The sequence below is a fragment of the uncultured Pseudoteredinibacter sp. genome (genome assembly GCF_947502065.1).
In the GTDB taxonomy this organism is placed as follows: domain Bacteria; phylum Pseudomonadota; class Gammaproteobacteria; order Pseudomonadales; family Cellvibrionaceae; genus Pseudoteredinibacter.
This window is the reverse complement of sequence record NZ_CANMYE010000001.1, coordinates 566716-582057: the sequence shown is the minus strand read 5'-3', so window position 1 is coordinate 582057 and position 15342 is coordinate 566716. Positions and strand designations below refer to the sequence as shown.

Genomic DNA, 15342 nt, shown 5'->3' with positions numbered 1-15342 from the left:
GCCTTACCTCTATTGGTATTTGTACACAGTGTTTTAAACGACTTGGTACTTATACGATATTCTAGTTTTGCGATATATATTCTAATAAAAGATTAGCAAGCATCTAGCTAACGACGCCAACAGCCAAATGGCGTCGCTCCACCTTTGGCCATTCTACTGATGCTTACCAACTTCCCAATCAGTTTCTTGTAAGGCTCTTTCAGCCACCTGCTTTGGAAGAGTCTCTAATTCTGTCGACATAGTATCATTCCAACGATTCAAAAACCCGAACAAAGCAACCGAGGCCACAATTTCAACCACCTGCCCTTCGTCAAAATGCTTGGCTAACTCAGCAAAGTCACCATCAGAGGCTTCATTGGGTAGAAGCGATGCTTTATAGGCTAAACGCAGCGCTGCGCGTTCAGCGTCGCTAAACAGCTCACTACTTTCGAACTCCCAAACCGCCGCGATCTTTTTATCCGATGCCTTATAAATGGAAGACAGGTTAGCCATATGGCTTTGGCAGTAGCGACAACCAGAAGCCTGGCTAGAAATCAAAGAGACGAGCATCTTCAATTCTTCACTTACCGTACCTTCGTACAGAACCGCCTGATTTAATGCCCCGAAGCGTTTAGCGATATTAGGGCGACGTGCCATAGTACGTATGCTGTTTGGCATAAAACCACGGGTGTTCTCATAATGCTGATAAAGAGCCTGCAGCTCATCATCCATTTCTTCTCGATCTAGAGGGCGTAAATGGGCCATAATTTATCTCCTAGAGGCGCTATTACCTTAAAAGCACTGGCCAATGACTTTCGTGAAATCGACTTGGCTAAAGCGATAGCGGAACTGTCGTTATTCTTAGATTACTCTTAAGTGAGAGCATATTTAGACTAACACCAATACTCCCTCGATCCAAGCAAGAATAAAAAACTTAAGATAACCCAAGCTAAATGACTGAAATTAAAGAATTAAACACCTATTCCGGGTCCTGCCACTGTGGTGCCGTAAAGTTTGAAGTCGACAGCACCGATGCCCCAGAAGTTGAAGATTGCAACTGTTCTATCTGCCACAAGAGCGGATTTTTACACCTTATAGTGCCAAAGCAGCGCTTTCGTTTGATCAGTGGGGAAGATCAGCTGAATTGCTACACCTTTAACACGGCAGTCGCGAAGCACTATTTCTGCAAGCGCTGTGGCATAAAACCTTTTTACATTCCCAGGTCCAATCCGGGTGGTGTGGATGTTAATATTCGCTGTCTAGGGCCTGTTAACACTAATTCGGCCATCACTGTTAGAGCTAAAATCGCCTTAATCACGGCGCGAGGCGCGTAGTTTGGTCGTTCCAAATAAGCAACGAGCAACACCGAGTAAGGCGATTTTAGCCTAACCCTTCGGGCCGACTTATTTCATCGCTCGGCTGTGTTAGTGCTCGCTATAGTGGAATGATCACAATACGCTTACCCTGCCTTGCCGAATCGACGAAATAAGTTCGGCAGTGACGGCCGAATTAGTGTTAACAGGCCCTAGCGCCCCCTAGTAAAATGAAGATTGTGGCCTTTGATGGTCAAAACTGGGAAGCCAATGCCGCTAGCCTGAAACATAAAAGCCAAATTGAAGAAAATTAATGAACGAGACAGAGAAGCCTACTCATAGCTTAATTTTTGAGCTAAACCATGAAGATTTAAACTTTAAGCTATTGCGTTCCAACGATGGCTTGGAAACACTGCTCGTCAATGGCGAAGCCCTGCAAAGTGAACGTCGCCTACAAAGCTATGGTGAATACCAGCTGGGCCACCCGGAGCTCGGCAAGCTCGTCGTGCGCTACCAGATTTTCTCGGACCAGAATATATGCCGCTTTATGCTACTGCATGAAGATGAGCTGTTGAATCAAGGACAAGTGGATATCGAGGAAAGTTTGGTCGACGAAATTAACGGCCACGCCCCCCAAGAGCGTCCAAGCGGTAACAGTAAAATTGGTTTAATCGGGCTGGCCTTTAAATTATTTAAAAGCGCCAAAACCATCAAAGTCGTTTTAGCAGGCACCGCGCTAGCTGGCTACAGCATTATTTTTAGCTGGCAGTTTGCCTTGGCCTTGATTCTAGTGCTGTGTTTTCATGAATATGGTCATGTCTGGGCCATGAAACGCAGCGGTTTAAAAACCAAAGGCTTCTACCTGATTCCATTTGTTGGTGGTATGGCTATTGGCGATAGAGCCAGCAGTCATTGGCAACATGTTTTTATTTCCATGATGGGGCCCTGCTTTGGCCTACTAATGAGTGCTGCCTGCTATGTAGCCTATCTAATCACAGGCAATCATTTTATTGGTTTATTGGCATCAATCAGCGCCCTACTCAATATGTTTAATCTTTTACCTGTGTTGCCCTTAGATGGCGGGCAGGTTGTAAAATCGATGGTATTTTCTGGCCGTTCATACTGGCCTTATTTGGGCTTAATGATTATCTCGGCGGCCCTATTTGCCTTGAGCCTGCAACTGGGCTTGGCATTGCTTAGCTTTTTTATTGTTATAGGTGCCTTGGATTTGCTGTTCAGCTGGCGAGAGTTTAAACATCAAACGGTAGCCGCAATGGACCGCTATGGCATTCTGTTCTCACTGGCTTGGTACCTGCTTACCTTAGCGGCTTTCGTATTTATTATTTTGAGCATCGCCAGCGATGGCTTGCCGGGTTCTGAAATTGCTACCGCAGTTTTAAACTCCTAAGTTTTTGCAAACTCAGTCAAGGCCCAGGTTTTAAAGGAAATCGAAGATGTTACATCGTGCATTCGCCGTTTATTTCGCCATTTGTGCGTTGATCGCATCCTATACACTACTGTCCTTTATACTGCAGAACGGCGCTAGCTCATTAAGCTTTATACAAATAGCACTGTACGCTGACATCCATATTTTTTGCGCCGCCGCAGCGGCTATCTTGATATGGAAAAATATACGCTGGGGCTTTGTGTTTGCACTTATTCCCCCAGCATCACAAATCTTTCGCCCAATCGGTGATTGGGCTTGGCTGCAGCTTCCGCCACCGATTTCACTGGCTTGGCCATTCAGTGATTTCTCGATTGGCCGAGGCTTTTTGATAGATTTCTTAGCCATAGCCGTATTTCTTTTATGTTTTTATAGAACTTGGCAAAGTTTGATTAGGAAACAATGAAGCGGCTAATAAAAAGGCCACAGGCCAAAGGTGTCGCCAATAAAAAAGGCTCCTAGAAAGGAGCCTTTTAAAAACAAAAATGCCGCTTTAAATTTTAACGACTATGCTCAGTCACAAAACCCTGCACCTTGGCAATATCATTATCCAATACATCGTAACGCTCTTCACGCTCAAATAAATTGGCCATGTGATGTGGTAAAGCTGGGTGCATGCCAGCAATGGCTTTTTCAACCGCCTCTGGAAATTTAGCTGGATGAGCGGTAGCCAAACACACCATAGGGATATCTTGTCTGCGACGCTCATTACGAGCTGCAGCCAAGCCAATGGCAGTATGAGGATCAAGCAGATATTCAGTGCTATCGTAAACCTTGGCAATGGTTTCGATCATCCCCTCGTCATCAAGACGATAGCTGCTGAACAACTTAGCAGCTTTTGAAATCGCCTCATCACTTAAAGTCATTGAGCCAGACTTAAAGTTATCCATCAGCTGCTGGATAGCGGCACCATCGCGATCATACAAATCAAATAACAAGCGCTCAAAGTTACTGGATACCATAATATCCATGCTTGGAGACAAGGTATGCTGCAGCTCTTTTTTACTGTGATCATTATTGGCCAAGCAGCGATGCAAAATATCGTTGCTGTTGGTCGCTACGATAAGCTGATCCACTGGCAAGCCCATTTTGCTGGCTAAATAGCCGGCAAAAATATCACCAAAGTTTCCGGTTGGCACCGAAAAAGCGACCTCTTTGTTTGGCGCACCTAGAGCAAGACCGGCATAGAAATAGTAAACAATCTGCGCCATGATGCGGGCCCAGTTAATACTGTTTACGGCAACCAGTTGACGCCCTTCTGGCAAGAAGCTCTGATCCGCAAAGCTCGCCTTCACCATATTTTGGCAATCATCAAAATTGCCATGCAGAGCGATATTGTGAACATTGTCTGACAACACAGTGGTCATCTGGCGACGCTGAACTTCAGACACACGCTGGTGTGGGTGCAGAATAAAAATATCGATATGCTCACAGCGACGGCAGCCTTCGATAGCCGCCGAACCAGTATCACCTGAAGTTGCCCCCATAACGACAACTTTTTGCTGGCGTTTATTCAGTACGTAGTCCAGCAGCTGCCCCAAAAACTGTAAGGCAAAATCTTTAAAAGCCAGTGTCGGGCCCTGGAACAATTCTAACACCCATTCGTTGTGGGCGGTTTGTACCATTGGAGCAATGGCCCCATGACGAAAGCTACCATAGGCCCGATCGATAATGCCCTTGAGATCTTCTGAGGGAATATCCCCTGCAACAAAAGGCTCAATGATTTTAAAGGCTAGCTCTTGGTAACTAAGACCGGCCCAGCTGGCGATCTCTTCTTTACTAAACTGCGGCAGGGTTTCGGGGACATACAAGCCACCATCACTGGCCAAGCCAGTTAAGATAGCCTCTTCAAAGCTGAGCGCAGGCGCTTGCCCACGCGTACTGATGTATTTCACGGGATAGTTCCTATCGTGAGGGTAAGCACTTGGGCCTTACCCCTATTGCTATTGTTAGCCCTAAATTGAGCTATGCGGTTTAATAATAGTTATGGGGGCTAAGTTTAGCGGATTTCCTTAGCCTAACAAAGTTAGGCTAAGGTAGCAGAGGCACTAGCCCAGAACCTGCTTTTTACTGAATTAGCCTAAGCTTTCCATACGAATTCGGCTAACTTCACCAGAAATACTCTCCAAGGCTTCAATCTCAGCAATAGCCGTCATCATATCGGCCTCTAATACACTATTGGTCAGCAAGGCAACATCAACATAATCTTGCGCTGAGGATTGACGCTCTTTTTGCACCAAAGCCTCGATGCTGGCACCAGCATTACTCAAGATTTGAGTGATTTGATTCATAACACCTGGCTGATCTAAGGCTGACATACGCAAGTAGTAAGCTGTTTCAACGGCATCGATCGGTAAAATGGTTTGGTCTTGTAGATATTCAGCAGTGAAACCCAACGCAGGTACTGTACTGGTGTCATTAGCAACAGCTCGGGCCACATCAACCAGATCAGCAATAACCGCAGATGCGGTTGGCTCATCACCCGCACCGGCGCCATAGTAAAGAGTCGGACCTACCGCCTCACCCTGCACTAAGACTGAGTTCATCACACCATCAACATTGGCAATTAAGCGCTTATGAGGAATTAAGGTTGGGTGAACTCGCAACTCGATTCCGGTATCACGACGACGTGCAATACCCAAGTGCTTAATGCGATAACCTAGCTCTTCCGCGTATTTCACATCAATAGGCTGGATATTGCTGATACCTTCGCAGAATACTTTGTCGTACTGCAATGGCATGGCAAAGGCTAGGGAGGCTAATATCACCAATTTGTGGGCCGCATCGATACCTTCAACATCGAAGGTCGGATCGGCTTCGGCATAACCTAATTCTTGGGCTTCTTTTAGTACATCAGCAAAATCGCGACCCTTGTCGCGCATTTCGGTAAGAATAAAGTTACCGGTACCATTAATAATGCCGGCCAGCCACTCAATGCGATTCGCCGCTAAACCTTCACGCATCGCTTTAATTATTGGAATACCACCGGCAACGGCCGCCTCATAAGCAATACAAACGCCCTGAGCTTGGGCCTTGGCAAACAACTCATTACCAAACTCGGCGATCAAGGCCTTATTCGCGGTAACTACATGCTTATTATTGGCAATGGCTTTTTCCACCAGCTCTTTGGCTACCGTGGTGCCACCAATTAATTCAACAACAACTTGTACTTCAGGATCTTCAACCACAGCAAAGATGTCACGGCTCACTTTAAATCCTGACGTATCACAAGCAGGATTGTCGCGGCGGGCGCCAATGTGGATTAATTCAATCGCTGTGCCAGCTCGGGCACTAATCTCTTGCAGATTACGCTGTAATACATTGAAGGTACCACTGCCAACAGTACCCAGACCACATAATCCTACTTTTACCGGTTTCAAAACTGTTTCCTCGCTGATTGCTTAGGTTTTACCCAATTGGGCTGATTGCCACCGCTCTTATTGGCGCTTCGGGCAAAGGAAGAGAACAATACTGCTCGGGCTTAGGGCTGTCAAACGCCACTGGGGCTTTGCGCGGGAATTTACAGGGGCTCAGAAGCTAGGGCTAAGAAATAGGAGTAAAGAAGTAGAAAGCTGGCGTCTTTCCTGCGTTTTGATGCGCACAGAAGAAAGACGCCGAATAAAGTAATTAGATCTTCAGGCGACGAGCCAGCTCTTCAGCCGGTACATAACCCGCGATTTTTGTGCCATCGGCCAAGAAAATACCTGGAGTGCCAGATAAACCAAAGGCACGAACCAGCTTTAGATGCTCTTGGATTGGGTGCTCTGCACAAACTTCACGATCTAAGCCACCGCCATTTTTCAGCTCGGTGAGCGCTTCACCACGATTTTTAGCACAGAAGGCTCGGGCTAATTTATCAGCGGATGCGCCAACAGGGCCAGAACGAGGAAAGGCTAAATATTTAACCTCAATACCCATCTCATTCATCTTGGGCACTTCTAAATGCAGCTTGCGACAATAGCCACAATCCACATCGGTAAATACATATACCTGACCTTTCTTTTCGCCTTTAGCTGGGTACACAATCAATTCATCGTCAGGAATCTTATTAAGCGTGGTTTCTGCCATGCGCTTAATTTCTTCTTCCACACGACGCTGCACTGGATCCATCCACGCGACGAACGTGCCGTCTTCTGGAACAATGGCTTGGCCCTGTTCATTAATAATGAAGGTGCCATCAGCATTAACAAATACTTTAGGGCCCTGCTCTACTTGCACACTATAAAGACCTTCCGCGGGCGTGTGGCTAATATACTGAATGGCAAATCCCGGTACAGATTTGCTCATATTCTCTGTAATTTTGGCCTTTACCTTTTCATCCACTGCCATTATTTCAGTAGATTGAGCCTGGGCCGCCATATTCATGCCGATGCTCATAGAGGCCAACAAGGCTAATTTGCCGGCCATTTTGATAGAAGTTGTCATCAAACTCACAGGAATACTCACTTTTACTGGTTAATCCATCACCTTATCCAAGCTCTTTGTGGGCTTCACGGCTTCCAACCAAGGATAAGTCTCTAATTTACATTGGCGGGCATTATACCCCCGCTAATCTCACAAATCTTTCACGTAAGAGCAAAGTTTAGCGGTCCTTTAAGCTTCTTAAGGACTATTAACATTCTAAACGTTCGAAGGTTCCCTTTGATTGCTTTTAAGAATGGTTTCTTTTTATGCGCGAGGGTGATGCTTCTCATGCAGTGTCTTCATACGCTCCTTGGCAATATGGGTATAGATCTGTGTTGTCGAAAGATCGCTATGCCCAAGCAAAAGCTGCACAACTCTTAAATCGGCACCATTATTTAATAAATGGGTAGCAAAGGCATGACGTACCGTATGAGGTGATAAAGGCTTTTCAATCCCAGCCACCTTGGCCCAATGTTTAATTCTGTGCCAAAAGGTTTGGCGCGTCATTTGCTGGCCACGATTGCTAGGGAACATTACATCACTAGGGCCCTTCAATAAAGCGCCCCGCCCTTTTGACAAATACTGCTGCAGCCAATGTATAGCGGCGTCACCCATAGGGACTAATCGCTCTTTACTGCCTTTACCGAACACACGAATAACGCCTTGTCGCAAATTCACTTGGGATTCGCTCAAACCAACCAGCTCACTGACCCGTAATCCACATGCGTATAGCAGCTCTAACATTGCCCTATCGCGAAGCCCTACGGCGTCCTCTACATCCGGCGCCGCCAATAAATGATCGACGTCTTCTTCGCTTAAAGATTTAGGCAAACCCTTAGGTAATTTAGGATTTTCAATCAAGGCCGCTGGATTTTCGGCCAGCCGGTTTTCGCGCTGCTGTAAATTATAAAAACCACGTAAACAGGACATAAAGCGAGCGGTTGAGCGAGCACTGAGTCCTTGCTCAAGGCGCCAAGCCAAATGCCGCTGAATCCACTCAGCATTCACCCCTAATAAATCATCCCTGCCTTTTTCATGATGAAGCCAAGCGCAAAAGCTGAACAAATCTCGACGGTATGAACTTAAACTATTCTCACTCAGACCTTTTTCCATCCAAGTCGCATCCAGATACGACTCAACTTGCTGCTGAAGCTTGCTGGGCAATAGGCTCACATCAATTCTAGTGTTTTTAGCATTGCTGTGCGTTTTATTCGGGCTTGCTGTAGGCATAGATACCTTTTTATGCGCCGTTAAAAGTGCGCATACTCGTTTTCAAAGCGGCAAAACTGCCCCTTTTTCAATGGAATATTAATCCATTAGCTCCATTACTGACTATTGGGCTTTAATATTTCGCCTTAAGCCTATCCAAAACCCCTGCTATGAGTTACTACTCGATAACCATTCCAAGAGAGATCGAGAGCAATTTTACGCAGGAAATCCCAACCTCGGCTTAACAGAGACAAAAATATGGCTAATCAATGATTAGTAAATTTATTCATAATAGCTGATAGGAGGTAACTATGCGCCAATCAGACGCTTGATAGAAGCTTGCTAGAGCGGGTTTAGAAGCGCATAATTTTCTTTTTCAAACCCATAGCTAAGCTGACTAACTGAGCGACTTAAACCCATTGGTTTGCGCAAGCGCAAACTAAAAGTAACTTTAACTTAGCAGCCCAACTAGCCGTAGCGATCGAGAATTCCCCATATGGCCGTAGCACTGAGCGTAAACTTAAATAAAATTGCCCTATTAAGAAACTCCAGAGAGGGTAATTACCCAGACCCAGTAGAGTTTGGAAAAATCTGCCTAGCAAATGGTGCCGATGGCCTTACTGTTCATCCAAGGCCTGATCAACGCCATATTCGCCCAGATGATGTAAAACGCTTGGGTGCGCTAGTACGCGATATCGATGATATTGAATTTAATATCGAAGGTAATCCTTTTGCAGAAGATCTCGGCGATTATCCAGGCTTTATCGCTTTGGTTGAGCAACAGCTGCCCGATCAGTGCACCTTGGTGCCAGATAGCAACGATCAATTAACCTCCGATCATGGCTTCGACTTACGCCAAAGTGGTGACAAACTCGCGCCAATTATCGCCAAGCTTAAAAGCTTAGGGATCCGAGTAAGCCTCTTTATGGACCCAGATGTAGAGCAGATCAAACTGGCAAAACAAGTTGGGGCTGATCGTATCGAACTTTATACCGGCCCTTATGCATGGGCTTTTAAAGAACAGAGCGCTGAGTTAGAGGGTATCTTCCAGGCACATTGCCAAGCAGCCATTACCGCTCGAGAAATTGGACTGGGAATCAACGCCGGCCATGATCTTAATTTACAAAACCTAGCAAAATACTGCACGGTCCCTGGCCTGCAAGAGGTTTCTATCGGCCATGGTTTAACTATAGAGTCATTGACCATGGGGATGAGCCATGTGGTTTCACGGTATCGTGATATTTGCCAGGGTGAATCCTAAAATCTTGACCTATATCAGCATTCGCTAATATCAACTTGTCGAAGCATGCAGCCAGGGCTAATATGAACTTAGCCCTATACCATTGAGAATGGCAGAGGCATTACCATTGCTGCACAAGGAGCTGATTATGGAACTGGCCGTTAAAAGCTTAACCATTGCTGATTTTATGGATCACGACCCACATGCGATCCCCCACACTGCCAACATACGAGAAGCTGTCGACAGCTTACTCACAGCAGGTGTTTTAGGGGCACCAGTTGTTGATGAGCAACAAAATGTTGTCGGCTTTGTCTCCGAACACGATTGTATGAAGGACATGCTTAACGGGTCTTTTTATCACGAAGCCCCAGACAAGGTGACCAGTGTTATGTTTAATGACCCGGTTACCGTAGATCCCCATAGCAGTATTATCGAACTCGCCGAAGCAATGATGAGCAATAAACCCAAAAATTATCCGGTTGTACGCGATGGAAAACTGGTCGGCTTAATTAGCCGCAAGCATGTATTGCAAGCATTGCTTGAAAACGATTAACCCTTTACCACTTAGCGAAATCACTAAGCCTGCAGTTGCGGGCTGACGATAAGCACTGGGAGCCTTATAATGGCATTTTAACGCCAAGCTATGAGACTTCCAGTTATGCCCTCTTCCCTATCTATTTTTGGTGCCGGTCGCCTAGGGCAAACCTTAGCGAAGCTATTGCAAGACAAAAAGTGTTTTGAAATAAAACAGATATACTCTCGCCAAAAACTCTCACGCCAAGAAGCGAAAGAATTTATCGGGCTTTCACAAGCGCAATGCGCAGCTTCATTAGGCGAACTTCAATCGTCTGAGTTCTGGCTAATTGCCACCCCCGACAGTGCCTTTGAGCAAGCCTGCCAAGACTTGCTGCCAATTATCCGAGCGGGTGATATCGTATTTCATTGCAGCGGTGCCCTCGACAGCAGTACATTACATAGTCTAAAAAAAGCTGGCGCTTATACCGCCAGCATTCATCCTCTTCATAGTTTTGCAAAACCCAGCCAGTCAGTTTTGGGGTTTGCCGGCAGCTATTGCGCTTATGAGGGTGACGAAGAGGCACTTGAAATACTTATTTCTGCCTTTGAAACAATTGGAGCAAACTGCTTCGCCATTTCCGGCAATAAATGGCTGTACCATTCAGCTTCGGTTATCGCTTGCAACTATTTGGCGCCATTATTAGATGCTAGCTACCAGGCCTTCTCGGCAGCTGGTATCGACAATAAGCTCGCCGCTAATTTGCTAAAGCCCCTAATCGAGGGCAGCTTATCCAACATCCGAGAGCAGGGACCAGCCAGTGCTTTAACTGGGCCAATTGCACGTGGTGATGCCGATTTTGTCATTGCACAACTGCAAGCTCTGCAAAATAATGACGACGATCTGGCGGAGCTTTACCAAGACATGGCGAAACACACAACACGCCTAGCCTTAAGGCGAGAAAACGCCAAAGAAGTACAAAGCAAGTTGCTGGAACTCAAAGAATTATTAGAATCTTAAAAACGATTAGAATATAAATCGAAAGTGTAATTTAAAGAGATGCAAAACAAATGACCAACCAACTATGGTTTGCCATCTTCGACTTTTTAGGCATTGCCGTATTTGCAGCCTCAGGTACTCTATTAGCACACCGAAAACAGCTCGACGGTTTTGGTGTTTTAGTCCTAGCTTCACTAACGGCTATTGGCGGCGGCACCATTAGAGACATCCTATTGGATGTGCCAGTATTTTGGATTCAGGATAATAGCGTGTTTTATACCATCGCTTCCGCCGCCGCTATTACGGTAATTGTTTTACGAATCTATGGTGATCTACCCAAAAAAGTCTTGTTAACAGCTGATGCCCTAGGCTTAGCATTTTTTGTAATCGTCGGCACTCAAAAAGCACTTGATGTGGGGGTAAGTTATTTAATTGCCGTCATCATGGGAACGGCCACTGGCGTGGCTGGAGGAATGCTGCGAGATGTGCTGGTACAAAATACCCCGATGATTTTAAAACAAGAGCTCTACGCCACTGTTTGCATTTTGGGCAGCGCCAGCTATATCACTTTGCAATTTTTAGGCATGGAGCCACTATTGGCCACGGCTATTTCAATGAGCATCATATTTTTCTTACGTATGGCCGCCATTTATTGGCACTGGGGCTTACCGGTATTTGGTGATCGCGACCCTTACAGGCTCAAAAAGAAATGATAAATCTAGAAGGATTTAACTCTGAGATTCATCGCGATATTCCCCTAAGCCAACATATGGGGTTTCGCTTTTGTAAATTTAGCTGCGCGCCTGAAGCCGGGGCTGAGCTCTATACCGAGCTGCCCCTAGCGCCCAACCTTAACGATAAGAACACGGCCTTTGGTGGCAGCATTGCCACCCTGGCTACCCTTTCCGGCTGGAGCCTTGTGACCTTAATTAGCCGCCAGCTTAATCTACCCTCTGAGGTTGTCGTCTATCACAGTGAGCAGAGCTTTAATGCCCCCATTACGGCGGATCTTTATAGTATTGCCAAAGTGCCTTCGGAAGACCTAGAGAACTTCTCGGGTAAACTCGAAAAAGAGGGCCGCGCCAAGTTAACAGTGGATGTCGAGATATTCGGTCAGGCCAACTCATCTCAACAGCAAACAGGTGCCAGCGCACGCTATACTGGCAAGTACCTGGCAACTGTGCGCTAAAGCACTCTTGCGAAAAGCGCCCTGACTAAAGACAGCTATCTGAGGCAATTACTTAAGGCCTACCGATAAGATTGTTAAGCCCATGTATAGCCAGCTTGGCTTAGGATATCTACAATAAGCTGTACCAATAATCACGACTATAAAAGTTAAAACATCAGGATGTTTTCATGGAACTCTTAAGTGTCGAAAATTTCGCCAATTTGGCGGTACTCATCTTTTTGCAAGCCGTATTAGGCTTTGACAACCTGCTCTATATTTCCATCGAATCACAGCGGGCCCCTGCTGCCCAACAAGCTGCAGTGCGTCGCTGGGGGATTATCATTGCTGTTGCCTTGCGGGTAATCCTGCTATTTGTGATGATCAAACTGATCTCTTCACTGACCGAACCCTTCTTTGATATCAATTGGACAGGGGTAATTGAGGGCTCATTTAACTTTGCCACCATCGTCTTTTTGTTTGGCGGTGTTTTTATTATGTACACGGCGGTCAAAGAGATCTTTCATTTATTGTCGATCGATGATTTAGCAACCGAGCACAGCGATCGCGGTGCAAGCTCGGCCATGAAAGTCACGGCCATGATTGTTTTTATGAATCTGATTTTCAGCTTTGACTCTATTCTTTCTGCCCTAGCCATCACTGATGTTTTCGCGGTATTGGCCGTAGCAATTCTAGCGTCTGGCGCCGCCATGTATTTGCTGGCCGATCGAGTCACGGAATTTATTCAGAAAAACCGTAAATATGAAGTCTTGGGCTTGTTTATTTTATTAATTGTTGGCGTGGTTTTACTGGGTGAAGGTGGCCATCAAGCCCACCTTAAACTCTTTGGTCATGCTGTAGAGCCGATGTCTAAAGCCACTTTCTACTTCTCTGTTACTGTGCTGGTTATTGTCGATATTATTCAATCTAAATATCGTAAGAAGTTAGAAGCGCAAAAACAGGGTGTGCATTCTTGATCATTAGCGATTAACGCTAACCCACCAATTCTAAAAGCCCGATATTGGCGACAATATCGGGCTTTTTACATTAAATGGCTTCCGACCAGACTCTAGCTTGGGGCAGTGCTTTTCCGCTCCAACGCTGCATCCATGCAGCCACCCGTTCCATCCAGGAGCCTAGTCGCTCCAAATCACTACCCCAAGCTAGAGTCTTACCTTCGCAATTCCTATAAAGAACTATGCTAAAAGGTCTCCCTAGAAGTCAGGACAAACTCAATATGTATAATTTTGATAGAGCTCCGAAGGAAAGTTTCAACACAACAAACCTCAGTGAAACAACTGAGGTTTTGTTAGCCATCTAAAGCCCAAACCTAAACTCGAGCATTTGGATGACCTACAGACTTGTACTAACGCCCAAATAAACTCATTAAACGACGACGATAATCAAGCAAAGACTGAATCTCCGCATTGACCGCCAGACTGATACGGCTAATCGTTTGGGTACTGCGCTCGCCCAACTGATTCAGCTGCACCAACGACAGACTGAAAGCCTGCTGCCATTCACCGTGGCGGGCGGCATCTTTAATTTGCACCAACTCATCCCAGTAACCTGGAGCCGGCCACTGAATCAAGCGGCGATCTTCACAGCGCTTGGGGGCAAAATCCATCACAGTGCTGATTGCACTGCTAGAAAACGCAAAACTATAGCTGGATACGTTCGACATGATCGCTAAGGATTGGGGTTTTTCGCTGTAGGCTTGACCAACTGAGCCCAAACCACTTTGCCAATACTGGGGGCCGATAGCTTGCTGTAGCTCTATGTCACTAGAATGGGTGTAACTAGAATTGATGTAACTAGACTTGTCGCTGAGTGGCGTATGGGAGACATCATTAACACCAGCGTTGGCAAGCGCAATAGACGTCGCTACACAAACTGTCATAACAGCCGTAACGGCCATCTTTGAATGCCGATCTTTGGATACGGCCGAGCTTCCTATTATTTGCATACTGCCCCCACAATACGTTTTCTTAGAAGAAGAACCATAACACGGCTAAATAGACCCTGCGGCGATATGGTCACTATCTACGATTAGACGAGAAAATGTTGCGATGGGTTACATGCAGATTTGCTGATATGAAAATAAGCCCCCAAACTCACCCAACAACAGAGCGATTTGGGGGCCCAGATGTGCGATTAAGCGCCTTGTAAAGCTTGCATAGCCTTAGTTAAGAACTTCTCACTTTGCTTCGCGCCACTTTCTAGCTCACGCTCACCTTCAGAAGCCACTACAGCATCCCATTGGGCCAATACCGCCTCAGGGCTCTGCTCGGATTCAGGCAGGAAGATTCCGTCTGTCTCAACGATTTTAGACGCCGCGTATCCACCTGCACCAGCGCACAAAATAAACTTATTCGGCGCATCATCAGTAACGAGGGTCATTGCACCGGCTGTTACGGCCTCTGGCTTCAGCATGGCCAAAATTTCTTCTGGCATCAGATCTTCCGTCATACGAGTACCCGCTGTTGGCGCTAGTGCATTCACGCGAATATCGTACTTCTGGCCTTCCAATACTAAGGTATTCATCAAGCCAATCACAGCCATCTTTGCAGCACCATAATTGGTCTGACCAAAGTTGCCATAGAGACCACTGGAAGAAGTGGTCATTACAATACGTCCGTATTGCTGCTCTTTCATGATTTCCCAAACGGCCTTAGTACAGTTGACGGTGCCCATAACGTGAACATCCATCACCAACTGAAAATCAGCCAGTTCCATTTTGCTGAAAGATTTATCACGCAAAATGCCGGCATTATTGATCAAAATATCAACTCGTCCCCAGAGCTCCATGGTTTGTTTAACCATGTCTTCCACTTCATCAAACTTCGCGACATTGGCGCCATGAGCAAAGGCCTCACCACCAGCATCAGTGATCAACTTAACCACTTCATCAGCTGCCGCGCTGGATGCACCTGTACCATCGCGCGCACCACCGAGATCATTCACCACAACCTTGGCACCACGCTTGGCCAGTTCTAAAGCATGGCTACGACCTAAACCGTTACCAGCACCCGTTACAATGGCCACGCGGCCGCTAAAATCAACACTCATTGCTCT

General features: G+C 46.2%; 16 protein-coding genes. 8 read left to right on the top strand and 8 right to left on the bottom strand.

Features of this window, described 5'->3' with window-relative positions:
* Positions 1-153: 153 nt before the first annotated feature.
* A complete protein-coding gene (locus Q1A41_RS02530) occupies positions 154-744 on the bottom strand; it encodes a carboxymuconolactone decarboxylase family protein (protein ID WP_299974264.1) in 591 nt (196 codons plus the stop codon).
* 188 nt (positions 745-932) lie between these two features.
* On the opposite strand from Q1A41_RS02530, the gene Q1A41_RS02525 reads away from it, so the two are divergent.
* Both Q1A41_RS02525 and Q1A41_RS02520 read left to right on the top strand, forming a co-directional pair.
* Positions 933-1313 carry a GFA family protein gene (locus tag Q1A41_RS02525; protein ID WP_299974261.1) on the top strand — a complete coding sequence of 127 codons (381 nt, stop codon included), beginning with the start codon at positions 933-935 and terminating at the stop codon, positions 1311-1313.
* A 292-nt stretch (positions 1314-1605) separates the two neighbouring features.
* Positions 1606-2700, top strand: coding sequence for a site-2 protease family protein (locus Q1A41_RS02520; protein WP_299974258.1), 1095 nt, complete (start codon positions 1606-1608; stop codon positions 2698-2700).
* Positions 2701-2799: 99 nt separating this feature from the next.
* On the opposite strand, the gene Q1A41_RS02515 is transcribed toward Q1A41_RS02520, so the two are convergent.
* From Q1A41_RS02515 to xerD, 5 genes are all read right to left on the bottom strand, one after another.
* On the bottom strand, positions 2800-3084 hold the full coding sequence (locus Q1A41_RS02515; RefSeq protein ID WP_299974255.1) for a hypothetical protein: 285 nt from the start codon (positions 3082-3084) through the stop codon (positions 2800-2802).
* Between the two features lie 152 nt (positions 3085-3236).
* Positions 3237-4631, bottom strand: coding sequence for a threonine synthase (thrC, locus tag Q1A41_RS02510; protein ID WP_299974252.1), 1395 nt, complete (start codon positions 4629-4631; stop codon positions 3237-3239).
* A gap of 180 nt (positions 4632-4811) precedes the next feature.
* The gene (locus Q1A41_RS02505) at positions 4812-6116 is read right to left on the bottom strand and encodes a homoserine dehydrogenase (RefSeq protein WP_299974249.1); all 1305 of its coding nucleotides are present in this window, start codon (positions 6114-6116) and stop codon (positions 4812-4814) included.
* Positions 6117-6363: 247 nt separating this feature from the next.
* Positions 6364-7161 carry a DsbC family protein gene (locus Q1A41_RS02500; protein WP_299974246.1) on the bottom strand — a complete coding sequence of 266 codons (798 nt, stop codon included), beginning with the start codon at positions 7159-7161 and terminating at the stop codon, positions 6364-6366.
* 243 nt (positions 7162-7404) lie between these two features.
* Positions 7405-8370, bottom strand: a complete 966-nt coding sequence (gene xerD / locus Q1A41_RS02495; protein ID WP_299974243.1) for a site-specific tyrosine recombinase XerD — start codon at positions 8368-8370, stop codon at positions 7405-7407.
* Between the two features lie 475 nt (positions 8371-8845).
* On the opposite strand from xerD, the gene Q1A41_RS02490 reads away from it, so the two are divergent.
* From Q1A41_RS02490 to Q1A41_RS02465, 6 genes are all read left to right on the top strand, one after another.
* Positions 8846-9610: a pyridoxine 5'-phosphate synthase gene (locus Q1A41_RS02490; protein WP_299974240.1), complete on the top strand. Its 765-nt coding sequence runs from the start codon at positions 8846-8848 to the stop codon at positions 9608-9610.
* Between the two features lie 127 nt (positions 9611-9737).
* The gene (locus tag Q1A41_RS02485) at positions 9738-10142 is read left to right on the top strand and encodes a CBS domain-containing protein (RefSeq protein ID WP_299974237.1); all 405 of its coding nucleotides are present in this window, start codon (positions 9738-9740) and stop codon (positions 10140-10142) included.
* A 105-nt stretch (positions 10143-10247) separates the two neighbouring features.
* Positions 10248-11123: a Rossmann-like and DUF2520 domain-containing protein gene (locus Q1A41_RS02480; protein ID WP_299974234.1), complete on the top strand. Its 876-nt coding sequence runs from the start codon at positions 10248-10250 to the stop codon at positions 11121-11123.
* Between the two features lie 50 nt (positions 11124-11173).
* Complete coding sequence (locus tag Q1A41_RS02475) at positions 11174-11815, top strand: trimeric intracellular cation channel family protein (protein ID WP_299974231.1); 642 nt, start codon at positions 11174-11176, stop codon at positions 11813-11815.
* Positions 11812-12291 (top strand): YiiD C-terminal domain-containing protein, encoded by a 480-nt coding sequence (locus Q1A41_RS02470; protein WP_299974228.1) that lies wholly within the window; start codon positions 11812-11814, stop codon positions 12289-12291. The genes Q1A41_RS02475 and Q1A41_RS02470 overlap by 4 nt, the downstream gene beginning before the upstream one ends.
* A gap of 167 nt (positions 12292-12458) precedes the next feature.
* The gene (locus tag Q1A41_RS02465; protein ID WP_299974225.1) at positions 12459-13244 is read left to right on the top strand and encodes a hypothetical protein; all 786 of its coding nucleotides are present in this window, start codon (positions 12459-12461) and stop codon (positions 13242-13244) included.
* 389 nt (positions 13245-13633) lie between these two features.
* On the opposite strand, the gene Q1A41_RS02460 is transcribed toward Q1A41_RS02465, so the two are convergent.
* Both Q1A41_RS02460 and Q1A41_RS02455 read right to left on the bottom strand, forming a co-directional pair.
* The gene (locus Q1A41_RS02460) at positions 13634-14233 is read right to left on the bottom strand and encodes a hypothetical protein (RefSeq protein WP_299974222.1); all 600 of its coding nucleotides are present in this window, start codon (positions 14231-14233) and stop codon (positions 13634-13636) included.
* Positions 14234-14421: 188 nt separating this feature from the next.
* A complete protein-coding gene (locus Q1A41_RS02455; protein ID WP_299974219.1) occupies positions 14422-15336 on the bottom strand; it encodes an SDR family NAD(P)-dependent oxidoreductase in 915 nt (304 codons plus the stop codon).
* Between the last annotated feature and the right edge of the window lie 6 nt (positions 15337-15342).

Excerpts from the sequence above, each read along its gene's own strand:
- Q1A41_RS02530 (WP_299974264.1), bottom strand. The coding sequence starts at position 744 with ATGGCCCATTTACGCCCTCTAGATCGAGAAGAAATGGATGATGAGCTG.
- Q1A41_RS02525 (WP_299974261.1), top strand. The coding sequence starts at position 933 with ATGACTGAAATTAAAGAATTAAACACCTATTCCGGGTCCTGCCACTGT.
- Q1A41_RS02520 (WP_299974258.1), top strand. The coding sequence starts at position 1,606 with ATGAACGAGACAGAGAAGCCTACTCATAGCTTAATTTTTGAGCTAAAC.
- Q1A41_RS02515 (WP_299974255.1), bottom strand. The coding sequence starts at position 3,084 with ATGGCTAAGAAATCTATCAAAAAGCCTCGGCCAATCGAGAAATCACTG.
- Q1A41_RS02500 (WP_299974246.1), bottom strand. The coding sequence starts at position 7,161 with ATGACAACTTCTATCAAAATGGCCGGCAAATTAGCCTTGTTGGCCTCT.
- xerD (WP_299974243.1), bottom strand. The coding sequence starts at position 8,370 with ATGCCTACAGCAAGCCCGAATAAAACGCACAGCAATGCTAAAAACACT.
- Q1A41_RS02490 (WP_299974240.1), top strand. The coding sequence starts at position 8,846 with ATGGCCGTAGCACTGAGCGTAAACTTAAATAAAATTGCCCTATTAAGA.
- Q1A41_RS02485 (WP_299974237.1), top strand. The coding sequence starts at position 9,738 with ATGGAACTGGCCGTTAAAAGCTTAACCATTGCTGATTTTATGGATCAC.
- Q1A41_RS02480 (WP_299974234.1), top strand. The coding sequence starts at position 10,248 with ATGCCCTCTTCCCTATCTATTTTTGGTGCCGGTCGCCTAGGGCAAACC.
- Q1A41_RS02475 (WP_299974231.1), top strand. The coding sequence starts at position 11,174 with ATGACCAACCAACTATGGTTTGCCATCTTCGACTTTTTAGGCATTGCC.
- Q1A41_RS02470 (WP_299974228.1), top strand. The coding sequence starts at position 11,812 with ATGATAAATCTAGAAGGATTTAACTCTGAGATTCATCGCGATATTCCC.
- Q1A41_RS02465 (WP_299974225.1), top strand. The coding sequence starts at position 12,459 with ATGGAACTCTTAAGTGTCGAAAATTTCGCCAATTTGGCGGTACTCATC.
- Q1A41_RS02460 (WP_299974222.1), bottom strand. The coding sequence starts at position 14,233 with ATGCAAATAATAGGAAGCTCGGCCGTATCCAAAGATCGGCATTCAAAG.
- Q1A41_RS02455 (WP_299974219.1), bottom strand. The coding sequence starts at position 15,336 with ATGAGTGTTGATTTTAGCGGCCGCGTGGCCATTGTAACGGGTGCTGGT.